At 59.3% G+C, this 24252-nt stretch carries 24 protein-coding genes; 10 read left to right on the plus strand and 14 right to left on the minus strand.

Going from position 1 to position 24252, the window contains the following annotated elements; all coding sequences use genetic code 11:
- Positions 1-4 precede the first annotated feature (4 nt).
- The 6 genes from AVI_RS04235 to AVI_RS04255 form a co-directional block, all read right to left on the minus strand.
- Positions 5-901 carry a metal ABC transporter substrate-binding protein gene (locus tag AVI_RS04235; RefSeq protein WP_015915179.1) on the minus strand — a complete coding sequence of 299 codons (897 nt, stop codon included), beginning with the start codon at positions 899-901 and terminating at the stop codon, positions 5-7.
- A 15-nt stretch (positions 902-916) separates the two neighbouring features.
- Positions 917-1789 (minus strand): metal ABC transporter permease, encoded by an 873-nt coding sequence (locus AVI_RS04240; RefSeq protein WP_015915180.1) that lies wholly within the window; start codon positions 1787-1789, stop codon positions 917-919.
- Entirely contained in the window at positions 1786-2565 is a 780-nt protein-coding gene (locus AVI_RS04245; protein WP_041696295.1) for a metal ABC transporter ATP-binding protein, read from the minus strand. Before AVI_RS04245 ends, AVI_RS04240 begins: the two co-directional genes overlap by 4 nt.
- Positions 2562-2687: a hypothetical protein gene (locus AVI_RS31700; protein WP_267889551.1), complete on the minus strand. Its 126-nt coding sequence runs from the start codon at positions 2685-2687 to the stop codon at positions 2562-2564. Before AVI_RS31700 ends, AVI_RS04245 begins: the two co-directional genes overlap by 4 nt.
- Before the next feature lie 215 nt (positions 2688-2902).
- A complete protein-coding gene (locus AVI_RS04250; RefSeq protein WP_015915182.1) occupies positions 2903-3388 on the minus strand; it encodes a peroxiredoxin in 486 nt (161 codons plus the stop codon).
- Positions 3389-3458: 70 nt separating this feature from the next.
- On the minus strand, positions 3459-4340 hold the full coding sequence (locus tag AVI_RS04255) for a protein-disulfide reductase DsbD domain-containing protein (protein WP_015915183.1): 882 nt from the start codon (positions 4338-4340) through the stop codon (positions 3459-3461).
- A gap of 241 nt (positions 4341-4581) precedes the next feature.
- Here AVI_RS04255 and AVI_RS04260 point away from each other — a divergent pair, with 241 nt between their 5' ends.
- Entirely contained in the window at positions 4582-5187 is a 606-nt protein-coding gene (locus tag AVI_RS04260; RefSeq protein WP_015915184.1) for a YqgE/AlgH family protein, read from the plus strand.
- On the opposite strand, the gene AVI_RS04265 is transcribed toward AVI_RS04260, so the two are convergent.
- Positions 5188-6120 carry a DMT family transporter gene (locus AVI_RS04265; protein WP_015915185.1) on the minus strand — a complete coding sequence of 311 codons (933 nt, stop codon included), beginning with the start codon at positions 6118-6120 and terminating at the stop codon, positions 5188-5190. It abuts the gene before it with no gap.
- A 149-nt stretch (positions 6121-6269) separates the two neighbouring features.
- Between AVI_RS04265 and AVI_RS04270 the strand changes: the two genes are divergently transcribed.
- On the plus strand, positions 6270-6953 hold the full coding sequence (locus AVI_RS04270) for an ArsR/SmtB family transcription factor (RefSeq protein ID WP_015915186.1): 684 nt from the start codon (positions 6270-6272) through the stop codon (positions 6951-6953).
- Between the two features lie 40 nt (positions 6954-6993).
- On the opposite strand, the gene AVI_RS04275 is transcribed toward AVI_RS04270, so the two are convergent.
- From AVI_RS04275 to thrC, 4 genes are all read right to left on the minus strand, one after another.
- Positions 6994-9951: an EAL domain-containing protein gene (locus AVI_RS04275; RefSeq protein ID WP_015915187.1), complete on the minus strand. Its 2958-nt coding sequence runs from the start codon at positions 9949-9951 to the stop codon at positions 6994-6996.
- Positions 9948-10562, minus strand: a complete 615-nt coding sequence (locus tag AVI_RS04280) for a GNAT family N-acetyltransferase (protein ID WP_015915188.1) — start codon at positions 10560-10562, stop codon at positions 9948-9950. The genes AVI_RS04275 and AVI_RS04280 overlap by 4 nt, the downstream gene beginning before the upstream one ends.
- Before the next feature lie 126 nt (positions 10563-10688).
- Positions 10689-11993, minus strand: coding sequence for a M16 family metallopeptidase (locus tag AVI_RS04285; protein WP_015915189.1), 1305 nt, complete (start codon positions 11991-11993; stop codon positions 10689-10691).
- Between the two features lie 20 nt (positions 11994-12013).
- Positions 12014-13411, minus strand: coding sequence for a threonine synthase (gene thrC / locus AVI_RS04290; protein WP_041696297.1), 1398 nt, complete (start codon positions 13409-13411; stop codon positions 12014-12016).
- A 299-nt stretch (positions 13412-13710) separates the two neighbouring features.
- Here thrC and AVI_RS04295 point away from each other — a divergent pair, with 299 nt between their 5' ends.
- Complete coding sequence (locus AVI_RS04295; protein ID WP_234626816.1) at positions 13711-14346, plus strand: hypothetical protein; 636 nt, start codon at positions 13711-13713, stop codon at positions 14344-14346.
- Positions 14347-14393: 47 nt separating this feature from the next.
- On the plus strand, positions 14394-15320 hold the full coding sequence (locus AVI_RS04300) for a diacylglycerol/lipid kinase family protein (RefSeq protein WP_015915192.1): 927 nt from the start codon (positions 14394-14396) through the stop codon (positions 15318-15320).
- Between the two features lie 37 nt (positions 15321-15357).
- Here the strand turns inward: AVI_RS04300 and AVI_RS04305 are convergent, their stop codons facing one another.
- Positions 15358-16047 carry an HAD family hydrolase gene (locus AVI_RS04305; protein ID WP_015915193.1) on the minus strand — a complete coding sequence of 230 codons (690 nt, stop codon included), beginning with the start codon at positions 16045-16047 and terminating at the stop codon, positions 15358-15360.
- 154 nt (positions 16048-16201) lie between these two features.
- On the opposite strand from AVI_RS04305, the gene AVI_RS04310 reads away from it, so the two are divergent.
- From AVI_RS04310 to AVI_RS04335, 6 genes are all read left to right on the plus strand, one after another.
- Complete coding sequence (locus AVI_RS04310; RefSeq protein WP_015915194.1) at positions 16202-16870, plus strand: GntR family transcriptional regulator; 669 nt, start codon at positions 16202-16204, stop codon at positions 16868-16870.
- A 105-nt stretch (positions 16871-16975) separates the two neighbouring features.
- Positions 16976-17407 carry a DUF1284 domain-containing protein gene (locus AVI_RS04315; RefSeq protein ID WP_015915195.1) on the plus strand — a complete coding sequence of 144 codons (432 nt, stop codon included), beginning with the start codon at positions 16976-16978 and terminating at the stop codon, positions 17405-17407.
- A gap of 184 nt (positions 17408-17591) precedes the next feature.
- Positions 17592-18725 (plus strand): site-specific DNA-methyltransferase, encoded by a 1134-nt coding sequence (locus tag AVI_RS04320; RefSeq protein ID WP_015915196.1) that lies wholly within the window; start codon positions 17592-17594, stop codon positions 18723-18725.
- Positions 18726-19061: 336 nt separating this feature from the next.
- Positions 19062-20918 carry an O-linked N-acetylglucosamine transferase, SPINDLY family protein gene (locus AVI_RS04325; protein ID WP_049777136.1) on the plus strand — a complete coding sequence of 619 codons (1857 nt, stop codon included), beginning with the start codon at positions 19062-19064 and terminating at the stop codon, positions 20916-20918.
- Between the two features lie 79 nt (positions 20919-20997).
- Positions 20998-21606 carry a pyridoxamine 5'-phosphate oxidase family protein gene (locus AVI_RS04330; protein ID WP_015915198.1) on the plus strand — a complete coding sequence of 203 codons (609 nt, stop codon included), beginning with the start codon at positions 20998-21000 and terminating at the stop codon, positions 21604-21606.
- A 25-nt stretch (positions 21607-21631) separates the two neighbouring features.
- A complete protein-coding gene (locus AVI_RS04335; protein WP_015915199.1) occupies positions 21632-23332 on the plus strand; it encodes an O-linked N-acetylglucosamine transferase, SPINDLY family protein in 1701 nt (566 codons plus the stop codon).
- Between the two features lie 36 nt (positions 23333-23368).
- Here the strand turns inward: AVI_RS04335 and AVI_RS04340 are convergent, their stop codons facing one another.
- Both AVI_RS04340 and AVI_RS04345 read right to left on the minus strand, forming a co-directional pair.
- Positions 23369-23644 (minus strand): putative quinol monooxygenase, encoded by a 276-nt coding sequence (locus tag AVI_RS04340; protein WP_015915200.1) that lies wholly within the window; start codon positions 23642-23644, stop codon positions 23369-23371.
- On the minus strand, positions 23644-24252 hold the full coding sequence (locus AVI_RS04345; RefSeq protein ID WP_015915201.1) for an HAD family hydrolase: 609 nt from the start codon (positions 24250-24252) through the stop codon (positions 23644-23646). The genes AVI_RS04340 and AVI_RS04345 overlap by 1 nt, the downstream gene beginning before the upstream one ends.

Genomic DNA, 24252 nt, shown 5'->3' on the forward strand with positions numbered 1-24252 from the left:
GGGATCAGCTTGATTTGCGCATGGCATCGGCCAGCTTGTCGACATTGTAGCGGAACATTTTCTCATAGCTCGAAGCCGGGCCCTTGGGCTTGGACAGAGCTTCCACATAAAGCTCACCCCCGGATGTCGCGCCGGTTGCCTTGGCGATCTGCTTGACGAGACGCGGATCGTTGGAGTTTTCGAAGAAATAGCTCTTCACATGCTCGGTCTTGATCTGCTCGATCAGTTTGGCGACATCGGCGGCAGAGGCTTCGCTTTCGGTGGAAAGACCGAGTGGCGACAGGAAGCTGATTTTGTATTCGCGGCCCAGATACCCGAAGGCGTCGTGGCTGGTGAGGATCTTGCGCTCCGATTCAGGGATGTTGTCAAACTTGGCATGAGCATAGGCATTCATGTCTTCAAGCTTTTTCGTGTAGGCGCTCGCATTGGCCTTGAAGGCTTCGGCATCGGCGGGATCGGCAGCAGTCAGCGCCTTTTCGATATTGGCGACCCAGACCTTCACATTGACCGGGCTGTTCCACACATGCGGATCGGTCACGGTCTTGCCATCCTCTTCCATGGTGCGGGTGTTGATGCCCTCGGAAGCGACGACCGGCTTGCCCTTGTAGCCGGAGGCGGTGATCAGCCGGTCCATCCAGCCTTCCAGGCCTTCACCGGACACGAATGTCACATCGGCGGCCTTCAGAGCCTTGGCATTGGCTGGCGACGGCTCGAATTCATGGGGGTCGCCATCGGGGCCAACCAGGCTGGAGACGGTGACATGATCGCCGCCAACCTGTTTGACGACATCGGCCAACACAGTGAAGGACGCGACAACCTTCAGTGTGTCGGCAAAGGCTGGTGCGGTAGACAGCACCATCAGCAGTGGCAGGGCTGCGGACAATAACAGTTTACGGTTCATAATGATCTCCTGTGATCAGGCTTTCAGATGGGAACTTGGAAGAAACCGCCGGAACACACCGGAGGGCGCAAACAGAATGGACAGGCCGTAAAACAGCGCCGCGACCAGGATGATCGTCGGCCCGGAGGCCAGTTCCAGATGGTAGGAGGCAATCAGGCCGAGATAGCTGGCGACGATGCCGCTTGCCGCTGCCACCACCATCATGCCGGGCAGGCTGCGGCACCAGAGCTGGGCAATGGCGGCAGGAAGCATCATCAATCCTACGGCCATCAACGTGCCGAGCGCCTGGAAACTGGCGACCAGATTGAGCACGACGAGAAACAGGAACAGGAAATGATAGACCGGTCCACGACCGCCGACGGCCCGCAGGAAGCCGGGGTCGAGGCACTCGGTCACCAGTGGCCGGTAGATGACGGCCAGTGCCAGTAGGGAGAAAGAGGCAATGGCGCCGATCTGCACCAGCGCATCATTGTCGATGGCCAGGATCGTCCCGAACAGCACATGCAAAAGATCGATGTTGGAACCGCGCAGCGACACGATCAGCACGCCCAGTGCCAGGGATGTCAGGTAAAAACTGGCAAAGCTGGCATCCTCCTGCAACACGGTCGATCGGGTGACAAAGCCTGATAGTAGCGCCACGGAGAGACCGGCCACCAGCCCGCCCAGTCCCATGGCGGTTAGCGACAGGGACCCGGCGATCAGGTAGCCGATCGCAGCTCCGGGCAGCACCGCATGGCTCATGGCATCACCAACCAGGCTCATGCGCCGCAGCATCAGAAACACGCCGATCGGGCCGGAGCCGAGACCGAGGCAGAGGGAGGCGACCAGCGCCCGGCGCATGAAGCCGTAATCGGCAAATGGCGCGATCAGCAGATCGTAAGCGGTCATGCGGCAGGCCTTGATGTTTTCTGATCTGCCGGGCGGCAAACCTCGGCATCCTCGTCCCAGCGCTCAGCCATGGCGCGGGCCTTGAGCAGATTGGCAGACGACAGGGCGTCCTGGGTCGGACCCCAGCTGACCAGTTCGCGGGCGAGAAGCAAAGTCTCGGGGAAATGGCTGCGCACCTGGTCGAAATCATGCAGGACCGCAACCACCGTGCGGCCATCGCCGTGCCAGCCGCGGATAATGTCAATCAGGTCGCGGGTGGTGCGGGCATCGATAGCGGTGAAAGGCTCGTCCAGCAGGATCACCTTGGCATCCTGCAATAACAGCCGGGCAAACAGCACCCGCTGGAACTGGCCGGCGGAGAGCGCGCCGATATGGCGCTTCTCAAATCCTTCCAGCCCGACCATCGCCAGGGCTTGGCCAGCTTTGTCCATGTCGGATCGGGCGATGCGGCCAAAAGCGCCACTGTTACGCCAGGCGCCGAGCAGCACGGTGTCCAATACGCTGATTGGAAATCGGCGGTTGATGTCGGCGGCCTGCGGCAGATAGCCGAAATCTGTGCGTTTCAGGGTATGCTCCACCGTGCCTTCGGCGGGGCGCAATTCGCCAATGATCGCCTTCAGCAGGGTGGATTTTCCTGCCCCATTCGGCCCGGCAATCGCCGTCAGGCTGCCGGTCTCGATCACGCCGTTGACGTGATGTACAGCCGGATGCCGGTCATAGGCGACGGTCAGATTGGTGAGCCGGATCACAGGATTGCTCGTTGCAGGATAGGTCATGGCAGGGCCACCGCCCATTGGATGGCAAGCCAGGTCAGGCCAATCAGCGCCAAAGCAAAACCCAGCCGCATAACGGCGGACCGTGCCAGCAAACTGGGAAAGATGGGATCTTCGTCCTGCAAGGCCTGCACTCCGATCGTGGATTATATGTAATAACGTTACGTGTAACGATATAACAATAATGGCAAATCGATGGCAAGTGTTCTCCGCGGATGTGGAAGCCTTGTCCTGAACTATCGGCACTCATAAAAAAACCCGGAAGCATGAGCCTCCGGGGTCTTTGTCTTGATGGAACGCTAAAAGACAGCTTTCCAGAAAACCGGTGAAAAGAGAAAGCTTACAGCCGTTCCAGCATGGCTTCAGCCGAGGAAACCGTGGCCTGGCCGGGATTTTCCTCGATATCGAGGCTTTTCACCACGCCATTTTCCACCAGCATGGAATAGCGCTTGGAACGCACGCCGAGTGCGCCCGCCGACAGGTCCATGTCGAGACCGAGCGCCTTGGAGAAGCTTGCATCCCAATCGGCGAGGAAGTGGATCTTGCCCATGCCGCCACTATGCTGCGCCCAGGCGCCCATGACATGCCAGTCATTGACGGAGAGGACGGCGATCTCATCGACGCCCTTGGCCAGCAGCGCATCGCGGTGCTCCAGATAGCCGGGCAGATGGTTCAGCGTGCAGGTCGGGGTGAAGGCACCGGGTACGGCAAACAGCACGACCTTCTTGTCCTTGAACAGGTCTTCGGTGCTGATCTCGACCGGGCCGTCGGCGGTTTTTTCCTTGAATGTTGCCGCTGGAACCGTATCGCCAATTGCAATCGTCATGAAATCTCTCCTCATTGTGCTTGATGCTCAGTCTGTTCCAAAAGCGCAGCCCGCCAGCGGCCATTGACTGTCAGGGCTGCACTATAGGGCGGGTTGTTGCGAAGGCAAGCGGGGCTTCCATGGTCCGTTTGTTGCCGGCTGCCACCAGAATGTGCCAGGTCTTGCCGCTCACCGAATAATTGCGCGGAAGCTTCGGCAGGGCGATGCGCAGGGTGCGGCTATTGCCTTTGCTTTGCACTGCCTTGTATTCGGTAAACAGATAGCCTTCCGGTCCGGTCACCAGAATGCGCGGCTCTTCCTTGGAGCCATCGGGCAGGACCAGCGACACGTCGAGGCTGGAGAGATCGTGGGCCATCTCGAAGTCCGAGACGTAAAAATCCTCCGCAGCCGCCGCAGGCAGTTTGGATTTGGCCTTGTCGATCAGCTTAACCTCGCCGACATCGGTGGTTTCCTCGTGGCTGAGATCGATACTCAACTCCGCCTGAAACGGAATGCAGATATTGCGGCACATGCCGATGAAGGCCGTTAGCTTGAGGGGGCTCTGCCAATCCTCGCCACTGCTTTTCAAGGTGAAGGGAAACACCACGGCATGGTCATAGCCGACATCGCGCACGCTGCCGATATCCATGCGCTTGGGCACCGGAAAGCTCAGCGGCGAGGGCGTGACCTTCGCCTCCGGCGCTGCGGTCAGCTGCGGAGGGATTCCGCTGTCGCCGGGCTCGCGCCAATAGGTGAACCAGCCGTCATTCGGCTCGATCTGCAGGCCTGCCTGCCGGGTTCCATCCGGAGCCGGTGGCAGCACGATCACCCGCATCCGGCCCCCATCGCTGGTTGCCCAGTCGGAGGTGGCGGCGCAGGCATCGCCAAGAGGTGTCAGCGCCAGGAGCCCCGCAAAGAGCAGGCCGGATAGCGCAGGAAAAACCGGACGGTTGGAAAACAAAGGAAGGATCATGCGGCTATTTAGACCAGCCCTATCACCGCTGCCAATCACGCTTTTTACGGTTTTATCATTTTCGGTTGATTGATGCGCAACTATGCCCCATCTTGAAGACCATGGCTTAAGGATATGACTTGCGCCAGAAGCAGATATGAAATGCCGGGCGGCGCTTGGCAGATGCGAGGGGAATGCCCGGCACGACGGCGTATGATGTTCTTTTCCGATAGATCGGCGTTCCGAACAAACCGGAGGCAGCATGGCTTTTTCCACTTTGAAGTCTGATCGTGAACGTGGGTTTCTCGACGGCCATTTCCTGATCGCCATGCCCGGCATGGCGGACGGCAATTTTACCCGCAGTGTGGTCTATGTCTGCGCCCATACGACGGCTGGCGCCATGGGCTTCATCATCAACCGCACCCAGCCGGTCAAATTCGCCGATATCCTGCTGCATCTCGACCTGATCGACCAGAATGATGCGATCATGCTGCCGGACCATGCCCGCAACTTCCCCATTCAATGCGGCGGCCCGGTGGAAACTGGCCGTGGCTTTGTGCTGCATTCCGACGATTACCTGAGCGACAGCAGCATTCCGGTCAGCGACGATATTTCCCTGACCGCGACGCTCGACATCGTCCGCGCCATTTCCGATGGACGCGGCCCGGCGCGCGCCACGATGCTGCTTGGCTATGCCGGCTGGGGGCCGGGGCAGTTGGAGGCGGAAATCGCCAATAATGGCTGGCTGAACTGCCCGGCCTCCGAAGACCTGATCTTCGATCCGGTCCTCGACAACAAATATGACCGGGCGCTGGCTCTGATCGGCATCAGCCCCGCCACGCTTTCGGCAGAGGCCGGTCACGCTTGATCAGGGTTGCTGAGGTTTTCGGCGTAGCGGGCGAAGGATGCGGGGTAGCTTGAGCGAAGCGGGCAGGGTCATGACGATGACACCGGCCACGACCAGGACGAGACCGGCGAGCACGGTCGGGCTATAGCGTTCCCCAAGAAAAATCGCGCCGATGCCGACCCCGATCGGCACCCGCAGATAGGCCTGGGATGTGGTGGCGACCGAGCCCAGCGTGTGAACAAGCCGGAAATAGATCACAAATGCCAGTGCGGTGGAAAACACCGAGAGCGCCAGCAATGCTGCCAGTGAAGAGGCGGAGACCGCCAGCGTCCAGGGCTTGTCCACGACCAGACTGAGCGGAATGAGCATGGCCGCCCCACACAAAAGCGAGCCGGTAGCGGGCATCATCGGGTCAAGTCCCTTAAAATTCCGTCCGAAAATCGCGGCCATCGCATAGCAGGCCGATGCCAGGATGACGGCGCATTGCGCTAGGAGATCGGTTCCGGCGGAATGAAAGGCGTTGAAGCCGACGATCAGGCAGGTGCCGGAAATCCCCAGCAAGACGCCAAGCAGCTTGCGCAGGCCGACGTGTTCATGCCGGGTGAAGGCGACAGTGATCAGGAAGGTGAAGATCGGCGTCAAGGCATTGAGGATCACGGCAAGCCCTGCTTCGACATGCAGTTCCGCCCAGGCAATCAGGGTGAAGGGCAGGGCGCTGTTGAGGCAGGACTGGATGAAGAACCGCCGCCAGGTGGCGCTGTCGCGGGGCAGTGTCATGCCGCGCATCCACAGAATGGTAAGCAACAACCCGCCGGCCAGCAGGGTACGGGCGGCAATCAGCGTGATCGGTGGAATGGTCTCCACCCCAATGCGGATGAAACTATAGGCAGCGCCCCAAACTGTTGCCAAAGCCAAAAGCAGGGCAAGTTCTTTCAAAAGGACCGGTTTTTCCATGGACTATCACTTTCTGTCGGGATGGTTTGATGCGCCTTGGTAGCCCAGTCGCTGGCGACAATGCTTCGGCCATAACCGAAGTGTTGCATGATGACAGTCCGTCTTCAGCGGCCTATAGTGAGGCCATGTCGAACATCGCGTCTGGAAACATGCTGGCTGAAATTGCCGCCCTGATGGGGGACCCGGCCCGCGCCAATATGCTGATCGCCCTGATGGGCGGGCAGGCGTTGACTGCGGGCGAGTTGGCGCTGCATGGTGGCGTCAGCGCCCAGACCGCCAGTGGCCATCTGGCCAGGATGGTGGAGGGCCGTCTGCTGTCGGTCGAAAAACAGGGCCGTCACCGTTATTACCGTTTGGCGGGACGCGCTGTCGCTGCGACCATGGAGACGCTGATGTCGCTTGCCGCCGATGGGCCACGGCGCCTGCATCCGGTCGGCCCGAAGGACTTGGCGTTACGCTCGGCGCGCAGCTGTTACGATCACATCGCCGGTCGTCTCGGCGTGGCACTGGCCGATGGCTTGCAAACCAAGGCCTATATCGAACTGGGGGAGGAGGCTGTGACGCTGACGCCACCCGGCCAGCAGTTTTTCTGCGATTTCGGCATCGATCTTTCTCCATCCGCACCCCGCGGACGACCGTTCTGCCGCACCTGCCTCGACTGGAGCGAGCGTCGTCCGCATTTGGCCGGACGGCTGGGCGCAGCCATACTGGACAGGATGCTGGAACTGGGCTGGGTGGCGCGCCAGCCGCAGGGCAGGGCGCTGCGGATCACACAGGCCGGACAGCAGGGCTTTCGGGCGCAATTCGGGGTTACGGAAGACTGGATGGCGTGAAGAAAACCAGGGCCTGGAACAGCCCCGCCCACCGGTATGATCAAGCCCGCTTTGCTCGCTGTTGCTGGTCTTTCAAAAGACGCATGACCGCTTCCGGGCCGACCGGAGCGCCGTAGAGGAAGCTCTGGCCATAGTGGCAGCCCATCTGCGCCAGTTCGTCCCCATCGTCCTCGCTGGCAATGCCTTCCGCCACGACATCCATGCCCATGTCCTTGGCCATTCCGATCACCGAGCGCAGCAGGATATTGCGCCGCTCGCTTGTGTCGGTCACCAGTTCCCTGTCGAGTTTCAGCGTATCGAAGGGAAAGCGGGTCAGATAGGACAGCGAGGAATAGCCGGTGCCGAAATCGTCCAGAGCCAAACTGAGCCCGATATCCTTCAGCTTTTCCAGCACCAGCCTTGCCTGTTCGGGATTCTCGACGACGACAGATTCGGTCAGCTCCAGTTTCAGCCGGGCCGGATTGCAATTGACTCGGCTGAGCAGACTGCGGATGTCGGTATAGAGCGTGTTGTTGATCAACTGGGCGCTGGACAGGTTGACGGAGACGAAAATCGGCATTTCGCCTGTCTGTTTTTCCCATTCCACCAGATCCGTTGCCGCCCGCTCCAGCGCGAACATGCCGAGCGGCATGATCAGGTCGCAGCTTTCCGCCAGGGGTATGAATTCGGAGGGGGAGATCGTGCCGCGCTTGGGGTGTTCCCAGCGCATCAGCGCTTCGAAACCGGCCAGCTCCTCGTCATCCAGCCGCACGATCGGCTGATAGACCATGGTCAATTCGCCGCGCTCGACCGCGCGGGCAAGTTCGGTTTCCAACTGCAGCTTTTCCGAGACGGTGCCCCGGAAGGCCGGGCGGAAGGGTTCCACCTTGTTGCCGCCACCGCGCTTGGCGCGGTACATGGCAAGCTCGGCATCCGACAACAGCCCGGCAGCGCTTTCCTGCTGGTCCACCCAGGAGACAAGGCCGATGGAGGCGGTCAGATTGATCTCCCGATTGGCGAAATTGATCGGCACCATGATCGCCTTGTTCATCGCATCGGCGAAATCGGCGACCTTGGCCGGATCGCGTTCGGAAATCAGGATCAGGCCGAACTGGTCTCCCGAAAGCCGGGCCAGCGTATCCTGCGGCTTCAATAGCCGCCGCAGCCGCCGGGTCAGCGCGATCAGGATATTGTCTCCGGCGGAAATACCGAGCATGTCGTTGACCCGACCGAAATTGTCGATGTCAACGATCATGACCGTCGGGCGCACCGTATCGGCGGTGGCGGTCACGGTCAAAAGCGTCTGCAAACGGTCCAGAAACACTTCCCGGTTCGGCAAGCCGGTGAGATTGTCGTTGATCGCATCCTGCAACAGCCGGTCGACGGTGTTTTTCTGTTCGGTGACATCGGCAATCGTACCGATGCAGCGGATGATTTCGCCGTTGGCTCCCAATACGGGCCGGGCACGGATATGCAGCCAGTGGAAATGCCCGTCATCGGCGCGGATGCGGAATTCGTGGTTCAGCCGCCCGCGCTTGTGTTCCAGCAGCACATCCAGTGTGGCGCGAAACCGGTCGCGGTCATCGGGGTGCAGGCTGGGAATCCAGTTGCGGGCAGCCCCGTGCAGCGCGCCGTGGCTGAGGCCGAGCCGGGTGGAAATATCGGGAATGGTCACCACTCGGTCGCGGGCCACATCCCAGTCCCAAACAATGTCGCCAGCCCCAGTCAGTGCCAGGGATTGGCGTTCCAGATCGGAAAACAGGCCCTGGTTATAGCCACCGCCAGCAAAGGCGTGCTGCATGACGGTGAAGCCGATCAGCAGCACGATCAGCACCAGCGCGCCGCCATGAGCAGGCTGGATGATATCGTTCGACAGCCGTCCCGTCACCGTCATCCAGCCGGCAATCAGCCAGACGATGATCAGCGTCCAGGTCGGCACCAGCAGGATGGCGCGGTCATAACGGTTCAAGCCGAGATAGACGATCAGCGCGATCCCCGCCGTGGCCGTCAGCGCAAAGGACAGTCGGGCAATGCCTGCGGCAATCGACGGATCGTAGATTGCCACGCCAAACAGCAGCACCAGGCCCAAGATCCAGGCAAAGGTCGCGTAGCCGAGGTTCACATGCCAGCGATTGAGGTTGAGATAGGTAAAGAGAAAAATCACGAAGCCTGAGGCCAGACCCACCTCGGCCCCGGCTCGCCAGATCTGCTCGCTATGGGTGGTGATGCTGATCAGCTTGCCAAGGAAACCGAAATCGACGCAGATATAGGCGAGCACTGCCCAGGCCAGTGAGGCCGCTGCGGGCAGCATGGATGTGCCGCGCACCACGAACAGAATGGTCAGAAACACCGCCAGCAGGCCGGAAATGCCCAGCACGATGCCGCGATAAAGCGTGAACGAGTTGATCGTATCCTTATAGGCATCCGGCTCCCACAGGTAGATCTGCGGCAGGTTCGGCGTTGCCAGTTCGGCCACGAACGTCACCACCGCGCCCGGATTGAGGGTGATGCGAAACACGTCGGCATCGTCGCTCGGCACCCGATCCAGCGAAAATCCCTCGCTGGGGGTGATGGAAATGATCCGCTGCGAGCCGAGATCCGGCCAGAACACCTTGGAATTGACGAGACGATAATGCGGCGCGACGATGACCCGCTCCAACTGCTCGTCGGACACATTGGCGAGCGCGAACACCGCCCAGTCGCCCTGGTGCTGCGCTGATGAGGCACGCACTTCGATGCGGCGGCGGATGCCATCGGAACCGGCGGCAGTGGAGACCTGGAATGCCTCACCCTGATTGAGATGGATTTCCGTGGTGGCGGTCAGGTCGAGCGCCGTGTCGTCCCGGGAGATCTTCACCGGTTCGGCGGCATGGCTGATGTCCGCGCCAAACCCGGTCAGTGTCAGGACCAGCACCAGAAGGCCAGCGGCAAGCCGCAACAGGCCCGGGCTGGATAGGGTCTGTTTCTGCTCAAAAAATCGCCGGGAATTGGCCTCGGATGAGTATCTGAATATATTCATGAATAGAGTTTTTTGCCGGAAACGGCACCAGGTTCCGCCAGAAGCGAGTAGATCGCATGATCTCTCCACTGCCCGTTGATGTTCAAATATCCGCGCAACAGACCTTCCCGTTCAAAACCGGCCCGCTCCAGCAGGCGGATGCTTTTGTCATTGTCAGGAATACAGGCGGCTTCGATACGATGCAACTCAAGTTCCTTGAAGATATATGGTTTTGCCAATTGAAGTGCGGCAAACATATGGCCTTGGCCGGCGAAACGTTCGCCCATCCAATATCCGATCATACAGGCCTGGGAGACGCCGCGCCGGATCAGGCCGATGGTCAACCCGCCCATCAGCACAGCGTCGCTTTCGCGAAACAGAAAAAACGGCACGGCCAGCCCACAGGCATATTCCTGGGCATTGCGCATGACACGCGATCGAAAGGCGCTTTCGGTCAGCTCGTCCGGACGCCAGAGCGGTTCCCAGGGCTGAAGAAAAGCCCGGCTTTCGGACCGTAGCCTGTACCATTGATTATAATCGCCATTGCGCGGCAGCCGCAGCAGACGTGTTCCGTCACGCAGTTCAGGCCGTTCCGGCTGGCGCGACAGAAACCCGAACACAGACCGCGTCATTTGTCATACCCCCACCCAAACAGTTGCGGTTCCCACTCCACCGAATGCAGGAGGAATTGCGGGAACCTGCTGAAAGATATGGCTCAACCTCAACGGCCAACCCCAAGGCCAGATTGAGCAATCACCTCAGCCGCGTGCTGCCTTGAGCACCGTGTCGCGCGACCCCGAAAGGGCGGAAAGAATGTCTTCCATGGGCGCCAGCTGTTCGAGCGGGCCGATGGCTGACAATGTCGGTGGGCTACCGTCGAAGAACAGCCGTCCGGCAAGGTCCGTCAGCCGGTCGACGGTAATGCTTTCCAGCCGTTCCATCAGTTCCGGATTGGAAATCGGTCGACCATAGAGCATCATCTGCCGGGCGATCTGTCCGGCGCGCGCCGCAGGGCTTTCCTGACCCATCAGCAATTGCGCCCGGATCTGGGTGCGGGACCGGTCGATTTCCTGCTGCTCGATCTGTTCCGCCGATTTGCGCAGTTCGTCGATGATCACAGGCACCAGTTCCGGCAGGTTTTCGCCGCCGGTCGCGGCATGAATGCCGAAAATGCCGGTATCGGAAAAGCCCCAGTGAAAGGCATAGACCGAATAACAGAGACCGCGAAACTCGCGTACTTCCTGAAACAGCCGGGAGGACATGCCGCCGCCGAGGATATTGGCCAGAATCTGCGAGGCATAAAAATCGCGCGCATGATAAGCGCGGCCTTCGAAACCGAGCAAAAGCTGGGTGTCCATCAGGTCACGGCTTTCGCGCACCTCGCCGCCGGTATAGCGGGCAGGGGTGATGATCGGCGAGACGGCGGGCTTGGTTCGCAGCGTGCTGAAGCGGTCTTCCACCTGGCGCACGAAGCTTTCATGGTCGACGGCGCCAGCCGCCACCACGAACATCCGGTCGGTGGTATAGTTGCGGGCAAGATAGGCGCGAATCTGGTCGCTGGTGAAACCATCCACCGTTTGTGGCGTGCCAAGAATGCCGCGTCCGACCGTCTGGTCGCGAAAGGCGGTTTCGGCGAAACGGTCGAAGACAACGTCATCAGGCGTATCGAAGGCAGCGCCGATTTCCTGCAGGATCACATGCTTCTCACGGATCAACTCTTCGTCATCGAAGGCCGAATCAGTGAGGATGTCAGCAAGAATATCGACGGCCAGCGGCACATCGTCCTTCAGAACCCGGGCGTAATAGGAGGTGGTCTCGGTCGATGTCGCGGCATTCAGCTCGCCCCCGACATTCTCGATTTCCTCGGCGATCTGGCGAGCGCTGCGCCGTTTCGTGCCTTTGAAAGCCATGTGTTCGAGAAGATGGGCAATGCCATGTTCCTCGGCGGTTTCATCGCGCGAACCGGATTTAACCCAGACGCCCAGCGCGACGCTTTCCAGATGCGGCATTTTTTCGGTAACGACCGTCAGCCCCGAAGGCAGGCGGGTGCACTCAACATTCATGGTCTATCTTTCCGCGTTTCTTAAGCACCGGCGCGCGAGTGAGCGGAGATGAATGCCTCCACTACGTCGAGCTCGCCAGCAAGGACGTCGAAACGCTCCTCCCTATCCATGAGATCAGCAAGCCACGTCGGAAGCGCGGGGTCAATACCCGATGCCGATTTTACCGCCGCCGGAAATTTGGCGGGATGAGCTGTGGCCAGCGTCACCATCGGGCTTTGCGGCTTTTCGAATTTCGATGCGACCACCACGCCGCAAGCCGTATGGGGATCAAGCAGATAGCCGGTTTCAGCCAAAGTGGTGGCGATGGTTTTGGCCACGTCCTGTTGGGTGGCGCGCCCGGCCCGGAAGAGTTTGCGGATGGTTTTGAGCGCATCCGGCTTGATCTCGAAAGCGCCGGATTGCTTGAGGGACGCCATCTGCGAACGGATCTCACCGGCATTGCGGCCGCTGGCTTCAAACAGCAGGCGCTCGAAATTCGAGGAGATCTGGATATCCATCGATGGTGAGGTGGTGGCCATCACACCGCGCATCTCGTAGCGTCCGGTTTTCAGCGTGCGGGCCAGAATGTCGTTATCATTGGTGGCTATCACCAGCTTATCGATGGGCAGGCCCATTTCGCGCGCCACATAGCCCGCGAAAATATCGCCGAAATTGCCGGTCGGCACGGTGAAGGAAATTTTGCGGTCCGGTCCCCCCAGCGAAAGGGCAGCGGTAAAGTAATAGACCACCTGGGCCATGATTCGCGCCCAGTTGATCGAATTGACGCCGGATAGCTGTACTTTGTCGCGAAAAGCGACATGGTTGAACATGGCTTTGACCAGATCCTGGCAATCGTCGAAATTGCCCTCGATGGCCACCGCCCGGACATTCCCGGCCTTGGATGTGGTCATCTGCCGCTGCTGCACGGGTGAGACCTTGCCCTTGGGAAACAGAATGAACATGTCGATATTATCAAGACCGGCAAAGGCATCGATGGCCGCCCCGCCTGTATCGCCCGAGGTGGCGCCGACAATGGTGGCGCGCTGTCCGCGCTCGCGCAGAACGTGATCCATCAGCCGGCCAAGCAATTGCATGGCAACATCCTTGAAGGCCAGCGTCGTGCCGTGGAACAGTTCGAGAATATAGGAATTCGGCCCGGTCTGCACTAAAGGCGCGACAGCAGGATGGCGGAAGGTGGCATAGGCGTCATGGATCATCGCCTGAAGGGCATCATCCTTGATTTCGCCGTCCACGAAGGGTTTCAGCACCGCAAACGCGACCTCCTGATAGGTCTTGCCGCGCAGCGCCCGAATGTCGCGCTTGCGCATTTTCGGCCATTCGCGGGGCAGGTAAAGGCCACCGTCACGGGCGAGGCCTGCCAGAAGCGCGTCGCAAAAATTGAGAGCGGGCGCCTCGCCGCGAGTGGAAATAAAGTCCATGCCAGTATCCTCGGTCTAAAGGTCACGCCCGGTCTAAAGTTTCATGGCCGCCACAATGATTCAGAGTCTTGCCGATGCCTTGCTGAAAATTGCAACAAAGCACGTGCTAGCTGATCGATTTTTTGCCACGCCGCTGGTATAGACCATCGCCAACCGATAAGGAAAGGCTGATTGCGGGAGATTTTCCTGTTTCCAGACCGCATTTTCCACGCGGTGAGACGAAGTCATGATGCAGAAGGTGTGACCCGGTGTTTCAATCTATAATGCGCGGCTCGTCCGCCTCATCTCAGGTTAATAATTTGGCTCAGGTTAATAAGTCGGCTCTGGTCATTGTTCCGGTCCTGGCGGTTTTTCTGGCCGGTTGCAATACCAGCGGCTCCGGGGCCGGCTCCAGTTCTGGCGCCAGTGGAGGCAGCCTGTTCAGCTCCAATGCCACGACATCGGTCTCTGGTGCAGCCACGGCTGGCGCCCCGGCGGCGTCTTCCGGCGCTGTGGTCCAGGCCGTCTGCCCTAAGATCTCCCTGCGTGATGGCACGTCCTTCTACCGCACCTATGCCAAGTCGGGTTCCAAGGACCCGCAGGATGTGGTGTTCCAGGCCTCGCTTGCCGAAACCACCCGCGCCTGCACCCAGTCCGACACCACGCTGACCGTCAAGGTCCAGGTGGCCGGACGGCTGGTCGCCGGGCCGCAAGGTCATGCCGGATCGATCAACATGCCGATCCGGGTTGCCGTCGTCGATGGCGATACGGTGGTGTCCTCGGAACTGGTGCCGTTTACCGCCAACCTCGCCAGCGCCGATCAGCCGGCTCAGTTCCTGTTTAGCCGCGATATCACCATGGCTGCCAATGCCACGGCGGCGACGCAGATCTTTGTCGGCTTCGATGAAGGTCCGGCCAAGACCACAGGCAAGCCTTCCGGCAAAAAGCGTAAATAAGCCTGTCGTGACGCGGCAATAATGGGTCTTGCATCAATGAGTCCGGCATGAGGGTGACGGTCATTCGCAATCCTGTGGCGGGCGGTGCTCACGCATGGCCTGCCACGGCCCGTGCCCTTGCGGAGATTTTTCCCGGCTATTCGCTGGTCGAAACCGTCAAGGGCATGACGGGTCCCCAGGTGCGTGCCGCCGTCACGCCGGAAACCGATCTGGTGCTGGTGGTGGGTGGCGATGGCACGGTTGGCCAGGCCGTGGATGGGCTGCTGACGTCGCTTTATCCGAAAACCGCCTTTGCCTTCTTGCCGGGTGGCACGGGCGCGGATTTTTCCCGTAATTTCGATTGGCCCGCAACCATTGAGCGCCAATTGCAGGCGATTGCTACGGCCGCCCCGCGCCGTATCGATGTCGGAGTTCTGCAAAGCCATGTGGGCGGTGGCGAGGTGAAGACCACGCACTTCGTCAATGTCTCCAGTACCGGCGTCTCGGGTGAGATCGTCGCGGCGATCGAGGCAAACCGTGGACCCTCGCGTCTGCCGGCTTTCCTGCGCTACCGGCTGATGTCATTGGGGCGCATCGCCCGCTACAAGGGAGCGGCCCTGCGCATTTCGGTGGATGGAAGATGCGTTTATGACGGCGCGGTTCTTGTGGCCGCCGTTACCAATGGCAGTTGGTTTGGCGCCGGAGTGCGCGCCGCGCCGCAGGCTTTGCTGGACGATGGCCAGCTCGATCTGGTCTTTGCACGCCATTGCGGCGCCATTGGCAATCTGAAGATCTTTGCGGCTTTCGCCAATGGCAGTCCGGCGAATTCGTCCGCGATCAAGACCCATCGCGGCCAGGTGATCGACATCGAGCCGCACGGCAAGATCCCCATGGCCGAGGCCGATGGCGAAGTGATCAGGCCTGGCGCATTGCGCTTCAGCATTCTGCCGCAAGCGCTCACCGTTCGCCTCCCGCCAGCAGTGGCGCCTGGGTGAATGAGCGCAGGCGCTTTCAAAATGCTGGAAGCGAGCTTTAGATCACATGGTCCCATTCGGCCATGGCGTCTATGACCGCTGGCAGGTCCATCATTCGGGCGATCACGGTTTCGGCCCCGGCTTCGGTCAGGCGGTCGGCATGGGAGGGGTAGGTGTGGGAGGCGCCGGTAAAGCCGACAACCCGCATTCCAGCGGCGCGGGCGGCATGGATGCCATGCACGCTGTCTTCCACCACCACGCAATTTTGCGGCTTGACGTTGAACTGGGCGGCGCCATGCAGATAGATATCCGGCTTCGGCTTGACCCGATCCGCGCCGAGATCCTTGGCGGAATAGACATGCGGCGCGAAAAACTCCTTGAGGCCGACCTTGGTCAGCATCATGTCCAGCCGCTGTGACGAGGAATTGGAGCAAATGCAGCGCGGCCCCTGCAGACGTGACAGGGCGTAGGTGACTCCTTCCACCAGCTTGACCTCGCGGGCCAGCCGCTGGTCCAGCAGGGCTTCCGATTTGTCGATCAGGCTGGCCGAGAGCGGAATATCCACTTCCTTCTCGATGGTCATCAGGATGTTTTTCCAGGTCATGCCGGAAAAACGCTCACCCATTTCCTCGACTGAAATCGGATAGCCTGCCTCGGTCAGCAGCTTGGATTCCACCTTTGCGGCAATGATTTCGGAATCGACGAGCACGCCGTCACAATCGAAAAGGGTGAGGTCGAAGCCAGCCATGCACATCATATCCTGTTGTCGGGGGAAATGCCTGACTACACGATATGGCGGTAAAGAACAATTGCGCAGATCTGCCGAATGTTCTTGGCCCAGATGTTCAGGGCAGATCTGCGTATCTCTCGACAAATTTGCCCCTTAAGCCTAATCAGGAGACATGAGCAAAGCCAAGGACGACACTATAGCCGCGAGGATTGCCCGCGTGTTGGCGCAACGCATCGTGCATGGAGACTTGCAGCCCGGCATTCGGCTGGCACAGGACCATATTGCCGAGGAGTTTTCGGTAAGCCAGGTGCCGGTGCGGGAGGCCTTCCGGCGTCTGGAGGCGCAGGGCCTCGTCATCAGTCTGCCGCGCCGCGGGGTCCGGGTGGCGAGTTTCGATCTGAAACAGGTGCGTGAAGTGGCGGAAATGCGCGCTGCACTTGAAGTGCTGGCGCTGAAGCATGCCGCTCCGCATCTGACGCCCGCGCTGCTAGACGAAGCGGAGGCCGCGACCTCCGCCTGCGATCGCGCCGACAATGTCGAGGATTGGGAGGCGGCCAATCGACGCTTTCACCGGCTGATCGTTTCCACCTGCGATATGCCGCGCCTGTTGACCGCCATCGACGACCTGCATGCGGTCAGCGCTCATTTCCTGCTGGCAGGCTGGCAAAGTGGCTGGGAGCGCCGCACCGATCATGACCATCGCGCCATCCTGGATGCCTTGCGCCGCAATGCCGTTGGTGAGGCGACAGCCATCCTGGAGCGGCATGTGCAGTGGATTGGCCGGGCGCCCGCGCCGCGCCGCGGTGAGCCGCAGCCGGAGCGTTTTGCGATTGTCGGATGATGAGGCGTGAGCGCGCAAAAACGGTCGGTAAAAACGACAAACGTGTTGATCAGGCGGAAAAGCCCAGCCCAACCTATAAAGCCCAACGAATGAAGGATTAATGCCATGACGGTGCGGTTGCGCGGTCATCATCTGCTCTGCATGCTGACCTTTGTCGGTGAAGGCTATACTGCCGATTTCGTCGCCAATTATCGCCGCGTCGCAGCGCGGTTGACCGAGGGCGAAACCATTGAGATCGTCGATGGCCCCGACGATCTCTGTCAGCCCTTGACCCATTCGGAAACGGCTCATTGTTTCCGCGACAGTGTGCTGGAGCGCGACCGGAAAGCCAAGGATGCCGTGGCCCAGTTGCTGTCTCGCCCGGTGGCGACCGGCACGGTCATCACCCCGGATGCCACCCTGCTGGCGCGGCTGCGGGCCGCCTTTGCCACGGGCTCGGTGCGGTCTGCCTGTCATGATTGCGAATGGTCGTCGCTCTGCGATGGCATAGCGGCTGAGGGCTACGGCGGAGCGTTGGTGAATCCGCCCGCGGCTTGATCGCCCATCTCGGGATCATCCGTCCTCGAATTCCCTGGCCGTTGAGACCCGACAAGAGGCAATCTGGCTGCCGACCTGAAATTGCATGGAAATTTAAGCTCACCGTTCAGCATTTGGTAACCAAGTTCGGTAACCATAGGCACTGTTAAATATGTGCTGCGTCAGCGTAACCAGTGAGTATTCCATGGCCTCTGTTTTCCCGCTCGCCGACCTTCGTCGCTCCAACGATCCCTTCGCCTGGATGAACAGTATCATCAAGGGCGACTGTGTTGCGGCTTTGGAGGCTCTGCCGGATCAATCGGTGGATGCGATCTTTGCGGATCCACCGTATAATCTGCAGTTGGGGGGCATGCTCCACCGGCCGGACCAGTCTGTTGTCGACGCCGTGGACGATGCATGGGACCAGTTCGCCTCTTTCGAGGCTTACGATGCCTTCACACGCGCCTGGCTGCTTGCCTGCCGGCGCGTGTTGAAGCCGCATGGCACCATCTGGGTCATCGGCTCCTATCACAATATTTTCCGGGTCGGCGCGACGCTTCAGGATCTGAATTTCTGGATCCTTAACGATATCGTCTGGCGCAAGACCAACCCGATGCCGAATTTCAAGGGTCGCCGGTTCCAGAACGCCCATGAAACGATGATCTGGGCCTCGCGCGATGCCAAGGCCAAGAGCTATACCTTCAATTACGATGCGCTGAAGGCGTCCAACGACGATGTGCAGATGCGCTCCGACTGGCTGTTTCCGATCTGCTCCGGCGGCGAGCGTCTGAAGGGCGAGGACGGCAAGAAGATCCATCCGACCCAGAAGCCGGAAGCCCTGCTGGCCCGCGTCATCCTGGCCTCGACCAAGCCCGGCGACGTGGTGCTCGACCCATTCTTCGGCTCCGGCACGACCGGCGCCGTTGCCAAGCGTCTGGGCCGCAATTTCGTCGGTATCGAGCGGGAACAGGACTATATCGACGCCGCTTCCGCCCGCATCGATGCCGTCGAGGCATTGGGCAAGGTGGAACTGACGGTCTTGACCGGCAAGAAATCCGAGCCGCGCGTCGCCTTCAATACGCTTCTCGATAGCGGTCTTTTGCAGCCCGGCCAGGTGCTGAGCTGCGAAAAACGTCGCCATAGCGCCATCATCCGCGCCGATGGCACGCTGGTGTCCGGCACGCAAGCCGGCTCCATCCACCGGGTTGGCGCGAAGGTTCGCGGCCTGGATGCCTGCAATGGCTGGACCTTCTGGCACTACGAGGACGCAGGCAAGTTGAAGCCGATCGATGACTTGCGCAGCCTGGTGCGCGCCAGCATGGGCAAGTTGGCGGGATGAGTTTATCGTGTCGGGTCGGCGCATTGTCTGCCGCCGTTACGATTTCTTAATCATCGGCGCCGATGCTGACTATCTTCGTCGGTTTTTGTATTCAGTCCCGATGAAAGTGACAATGCCCGGCACGGTTTCCGCGCCGGGCATTTTGGCCTTGCCTCAAGTACGCAGGTTGTAATTTTTATGATAGGTCTAGGTTGTGATATCTTCAAGTTGCAGATGTGCGGATAATATAAATTAGATATCTAGTTATAAACACTTAGCGGTTATTTTCGAAGCACTAAACAGGTTCGGACAAGTCTGCCGCTTTATTTCCCATCTTCAACAGATGGGAGACGGGTTTTGGCGGCTTTATACAGGCAGGCACTGGAGCAATACGGGGAGGGCGCCTATGAGGCGGCCTTGACCACCGTTTCGCGCCTGTTGCAAGCCGAACGAAGCAATGCCGACGCCCATATTCTCGCCGCCACCGTGCATGAGCGTCTCGGCAATCGTCTTGAGGCGGCCGGACTGTTTGAGCGTGTGATTGCGCTTACACCCACGCGCAAACGTGATGTCGCTTTTCGCGCCTGCTCTCATTATCTTGAATCCGGTCACGACGATCTGGCTCTACGTGCCTTGCTGGCGCTGCACCGCTATATGCCTGACGATGTCGATGCGAATCATTCGATTTGCAGCCTTTACCGCGAAGCGGGCCGCTATCCGGAGGCGCTACCCTATGCGCTTAAGCTGGTAACGATTGGCCGCGATTTCGACAATTGGTTGAATGCAGGCATGGTGCTGCTGGGGGCAGGGCAAGCGGAACAAGCATTTGTCGTGCTGAAAGCGGCCTACAACGCCCGTCCGACGGAACGGCTGGCGCTGACAGAGTTGTTCTGGTGCGCCATGAACCTTTGCGATTTCGAGCTGGCCACGCGGCTACAGGGGGAGCTTGAGGCTGCCTATGCTGCGGATGGCGCGGTTCTGGACATTCGCGAAAACGTCTTCCGGGCGCTGCAATGGTCTGGCGATGAGGCCTATCATGTCCTGAGTGCGATCCGGACGGGGGAGAAGCATCGAGGCACGGTTGCTCTACGGCGGCCTTATAAGGCCCGGTCCGGGCAAAGGCTGAGGGTCGGCTATGTCTCAGCGGATTTATACCAGCATGCGACGCTCTCGCTTTTAACCGGCGTGATCGAAAACCATGATCGCGACCGTTTTGAGATTTTCGGCATTTGCCATACCGCAGCCAAGAACCGCAAGGGCATGCTGCGCCAACGTTTCCTTGAGGCCATCGATCACTATGTCGACATTCTTGACTTGGATGACGATCAGGCCGCTGCCGCCATACGGCAGCTTGATCTCGATATTCTGATCGACCTCAAGGGATTTACTTTCGAGAACCGGCTGGGGATTTTCTGCCGCCGCCCGGCCCCTGTGCAGGTGGCCTATCTCGGCTTTCCAGGCAGTGTCGTCGGGGTTGGCATTGATTATGCCATTGCCGATTCCATTGTTGCCCCGCCATCGTCGGACCCGTTCTATGCCGAGAAAATCTTTCGGCTGCCCAATAGCTACCAGTGCAATGACAATAGCCGTGAAAAGGTGATGCGCGACGGCCCGCGCAGCCTTCACGGCTTGCCGGAACAGGGTGTGGTGTTCTGTTCTTTCAATCAAGCGGTGAAAATTCGATATCAGGTGTTCAAAACCTGGATGGAAATCCTGAAATCGGTTGATGGGTCGGTGCTTTGGCTGATTGATATGCTACCAGTGACGCGAGACAATCTTCGCGCCGCAGCTGTCCGGCTGGGAGTGGCGCCGGAGAGATTGATTTTTGCGCCGAAAAAACCGCTCTCGGAGCATTTGCGCCGGTTGCCTTATGCTGATATCGCCCTTGATACCGGGCCTTGTAACGGCCATACGACCACGGCGGATGCCCTTTGGGCCGGGGTGCCGGTTCTGACCTGGAAAGGCACGAATTTTGCCGGACGCGTCAGCGAAAGTCTTTTGAGTGCCGTTGGCTTGACCGAGCTGGTCGCCGACGATCTTACCGAATTCGGCCGCCTGGCGGTCGAACTGGCGCAGGATGAGGTCCGCCAATCTCACCTGCGCCAGAACCTCCTTCAAGCCCGTGATACCGCGCCGCTGTTTGATACCCCCCGCTTCACCCGCGATTTCGAAGCGGCATTGGTGGCGATTTGCGTGGATGCCGCCAAGGGTTGATCCGGGTGAATCATCACGGTAAACGATGATTATGGCGCGCAATCTGGCATGGTATAAAGCGCGATAACGCGGGAGGCGGATGATGACCATTACCACGCTGCAACAGCTGGAAGCCCTCTATGGCACAGTGAAGGAGACGTCACTTGCCAAGGAAATCGATTATCTGAACGATGATTACGCCGCCTTCGTTAGCGCTTCGCCTTTCATCCTGCTCGCTACAGTCGGCGCTGATGGCACCGATTGCTCGCCCAAGGGCGATGCGCCTGGCTTCGTGGCAATTCTTGACCGCAAGACACTGGCCATCCCCGACCGCCCTGGCAACAATCGCATCGATAACCTGAAGAACATCATCGAAGACGGTCGGACATCTGTGCTGTTTCTCATCCCCGGCGTCGGCGAAACGCTGAGGGTCAATGGCCGGGCTACGATCAGCGCCGACCCGGACCTGCTGGCCCGCTTTGCCGTCGATGGAAAGCTGCCGAAAAGCGTGATTTTGCTTGCCATCGACAGCGTCTATTTCCACTGCGCCAAGGCCATTCTCCGCTCAAATCTCTGGGACACCTCCCGCTATGTCGAGCGGTCCACCCTGCCATCACCCGGCCAGATCCTGAAAAACATCGTCAACGGCTTCGATGGCGAAGCCTATGACCAGGAATTGCCCGAGCGGTCGAGGAAGAGCCTGTATTGATCCTCGGTAGAGTTTTCAGAAAGCCATGACCTTGGATGCTGCCGATAAAGTCACTTCATCCTATGCCCAGGGTCTGTTTCAACATGCCCTCGATGAATTTGCCGCACTCTTGCCGCCTGCCAGGCAAGATCCGCGAATGATCATCATGGCTGCCCAATGCCATTATCGGCTTGGGCATTTCGAGACGGCGGCGGATCATTATACTCTTGCAGCGGACCTCGTTGCCACTGATGGCATAAGGCTGAACAAAGTTGCATTCGAACTCTATAAAAAGGCCGGGCATACTGAAAAAGCCTTTGCCTCAGCCGAACGCATATTGCAGGTTGAGCCGAGAGACCATGCTGCCGCTATTTTTCGCCGGCATCATTTGTTCGATTTCCTAAGGTTGGATGAGCTGAAAGCTGCCAATGATGCGGCATTACCGGCAATACAGGCGGGTGATGAATTTGCCATGTCCTGCGAACTGCCGTTCAACATTCTCCACTGGTGCAGCGATGAGAGCATTCAAGCCCGTATCCTGGGCGAGGGCCGGCCAGATATATCGCCGCAGATCCGCGCAATGCGCCGGCAAAAACCACATGTCTTTGGTGACAAGATCAGGATTGGCTATCTTTCCAACGATTTTTTCAGTTCTCATGCGACGATGATCCTGTTGCAGGGCGTGCTTGAGCGCCATGACAGAAGCCGTTTCGAGATTATCCTCTATTGCTATTCAAACAAGGCATTGGTCGAAAGCGACAACGGATCGCGCGCCCGCATGGGGATGATCAAGCAAATCGGCGACCTGTCTGATGCGGCGGCCAGCACGATGATCCAGAATGACGACCTGGACATTCTTGTTGATCTGAAAGGCCATACCAAGGATGCCAGAATAGGTCTGGTCAATTCCGGCCTTGCGCCGATACAGGTGGCCTGGCTTGGTTTTCCGGGCAGCGGCATCGGCATAGACTGTGACTATATCATCGGCGATCCGATTGTGACGCCTCAGTCCAGCAAGCCGTTTTACCAGGAAAAGTTTTGCCGTTTGCCGGAAACCTATCAACCCAATGACAATATCAACCGGCCCTTGCCGCCAGCAGTGCCGCGAGCAGCTTTGGGCTTGCCGCAGGACAGGTTCGTTCTGGCATCCTTCAACAGCATCAAGAAACTTAGCCCGCAAACTGTTGAGGCATGGCTGAAGATCATGGCGGATCTGCCGGACAGCATCCTGTGGATCCTGTGCAGAAGCGACATTGCCAAGGACAATCTCCGGACACTGTTCGCGCGTCATGGCCTGTCAGCGGAACGACTGATTTTCACGCCGCCACTTGCCTACCCGTATCACCTCGCCAGGCTGTCCGCAGCAGATCTTGTCCTCGACAGTTTTCCCTATTGTGGCCATACGACCACATCCGATTGCCTTTGGGCCGGAGTGCCCGTTCTGGCGCTGAAGGGCCAGAATTTCGCCTCCCGCGTTTCTGAAAGCCTGCTGACCGCCCTTGGCGTACCGGAACTGGTGGCTGCGACCGTTGATGATTACATTGCCCAGGCGCAAGACCTTGCGCACAACAGAAACCGTCTTCAAGAATTGCGCGACAGGATCGCCGCCAACCGGCACACCACGCCGCTGTTTGACACCGACCGCTTTACCCGCCATCTCGAAGACGCCTACTGGATGATGGTTGAGCGCGCCAAGGCCGGATTGGAGCCTGATCACATGGATGTTCCGGCAAGGCCGTTCCCATGACAAGGTTTTGAGGAAATAGGCTGGAGATCAGGGCTATCAAGCCCTGATCGTATAATCCCTGGTAATACCCTGCGTCACCGTGAACCAGTTCGATGCCTTCGTGCGCTGCTGATGCGCGTCGAAAGAGGCCTTATCAACAAAGACTTCCGAAACAAGAAAACGCCCGGCGACAGTCGGGCAGGCTTCGACGTTGAAAGATAGGCACCCCGGCTCTGCCCGCGTCAGGGCGATATGCTCAGGCAGGGCCGCCTTCACGGCTTCCAGCCGATCCTCTGTGACATCGATATAGCCGTCGAGAAACACTTTGGCCATCAGAGCACGCCGACGTTAGTGAGATCCGCCTTGAGCTTTTCCGGGCTGACAAAATGCACCGCCTGCCAACCAGCAGCCTTGGCACCGACCACATTGGGCAGGCTGTCATCAATGAAAATCGAATGGGCCGGATCGAGACCAAAGTCCGTGGCATGGCGGTGATAAATCGCCACATCCGGCTTGATCAGGCCGACTTCGCCCGACACTGTGACGCCGCGCGGGCGGTTGAGGAAGGGAAACATCTCCCGAGCTTCAGTGAACGTGTCGGCGGCGAAATTGGTCAGCATGGTCACATCGCGGCCCTCATTAATCAGGCCATTGAAGATCTCGACCGTGCCATCATAGGCATGCGGTACCATTTCGCGCCAATGTTGGCGAAAGGCGCGGATATGCGCTTCGCGGTCGGGATATTGGGCAATCAGCAGGGCTTCGGCATCGGCCCACGTGCGGCCCCGGTCCTGTTCGATGTTCCAGTCATGGGTGCAGACATTGTCGAAAAACCATTGCCGCTCCTTGGCATCCGGGATGATCCGGCTGAACGGTAGATTGGGGTCGTAATGGATCAGTACCTTGCCGATGTCGAAAACGATATGCCGGATCTCTGCCAT

This window comes from Allorhizobium ampelinum S4 (genome assembly GCF_000016285.1).
GTDB classification, from domain to species: domain Bacteria; phylum Pseudomonadota; class Alphaproteobacteria; order Rhizobiales; family Rhizobiaceae; genus Allorhizobium; species Allorhizobium ampelinum.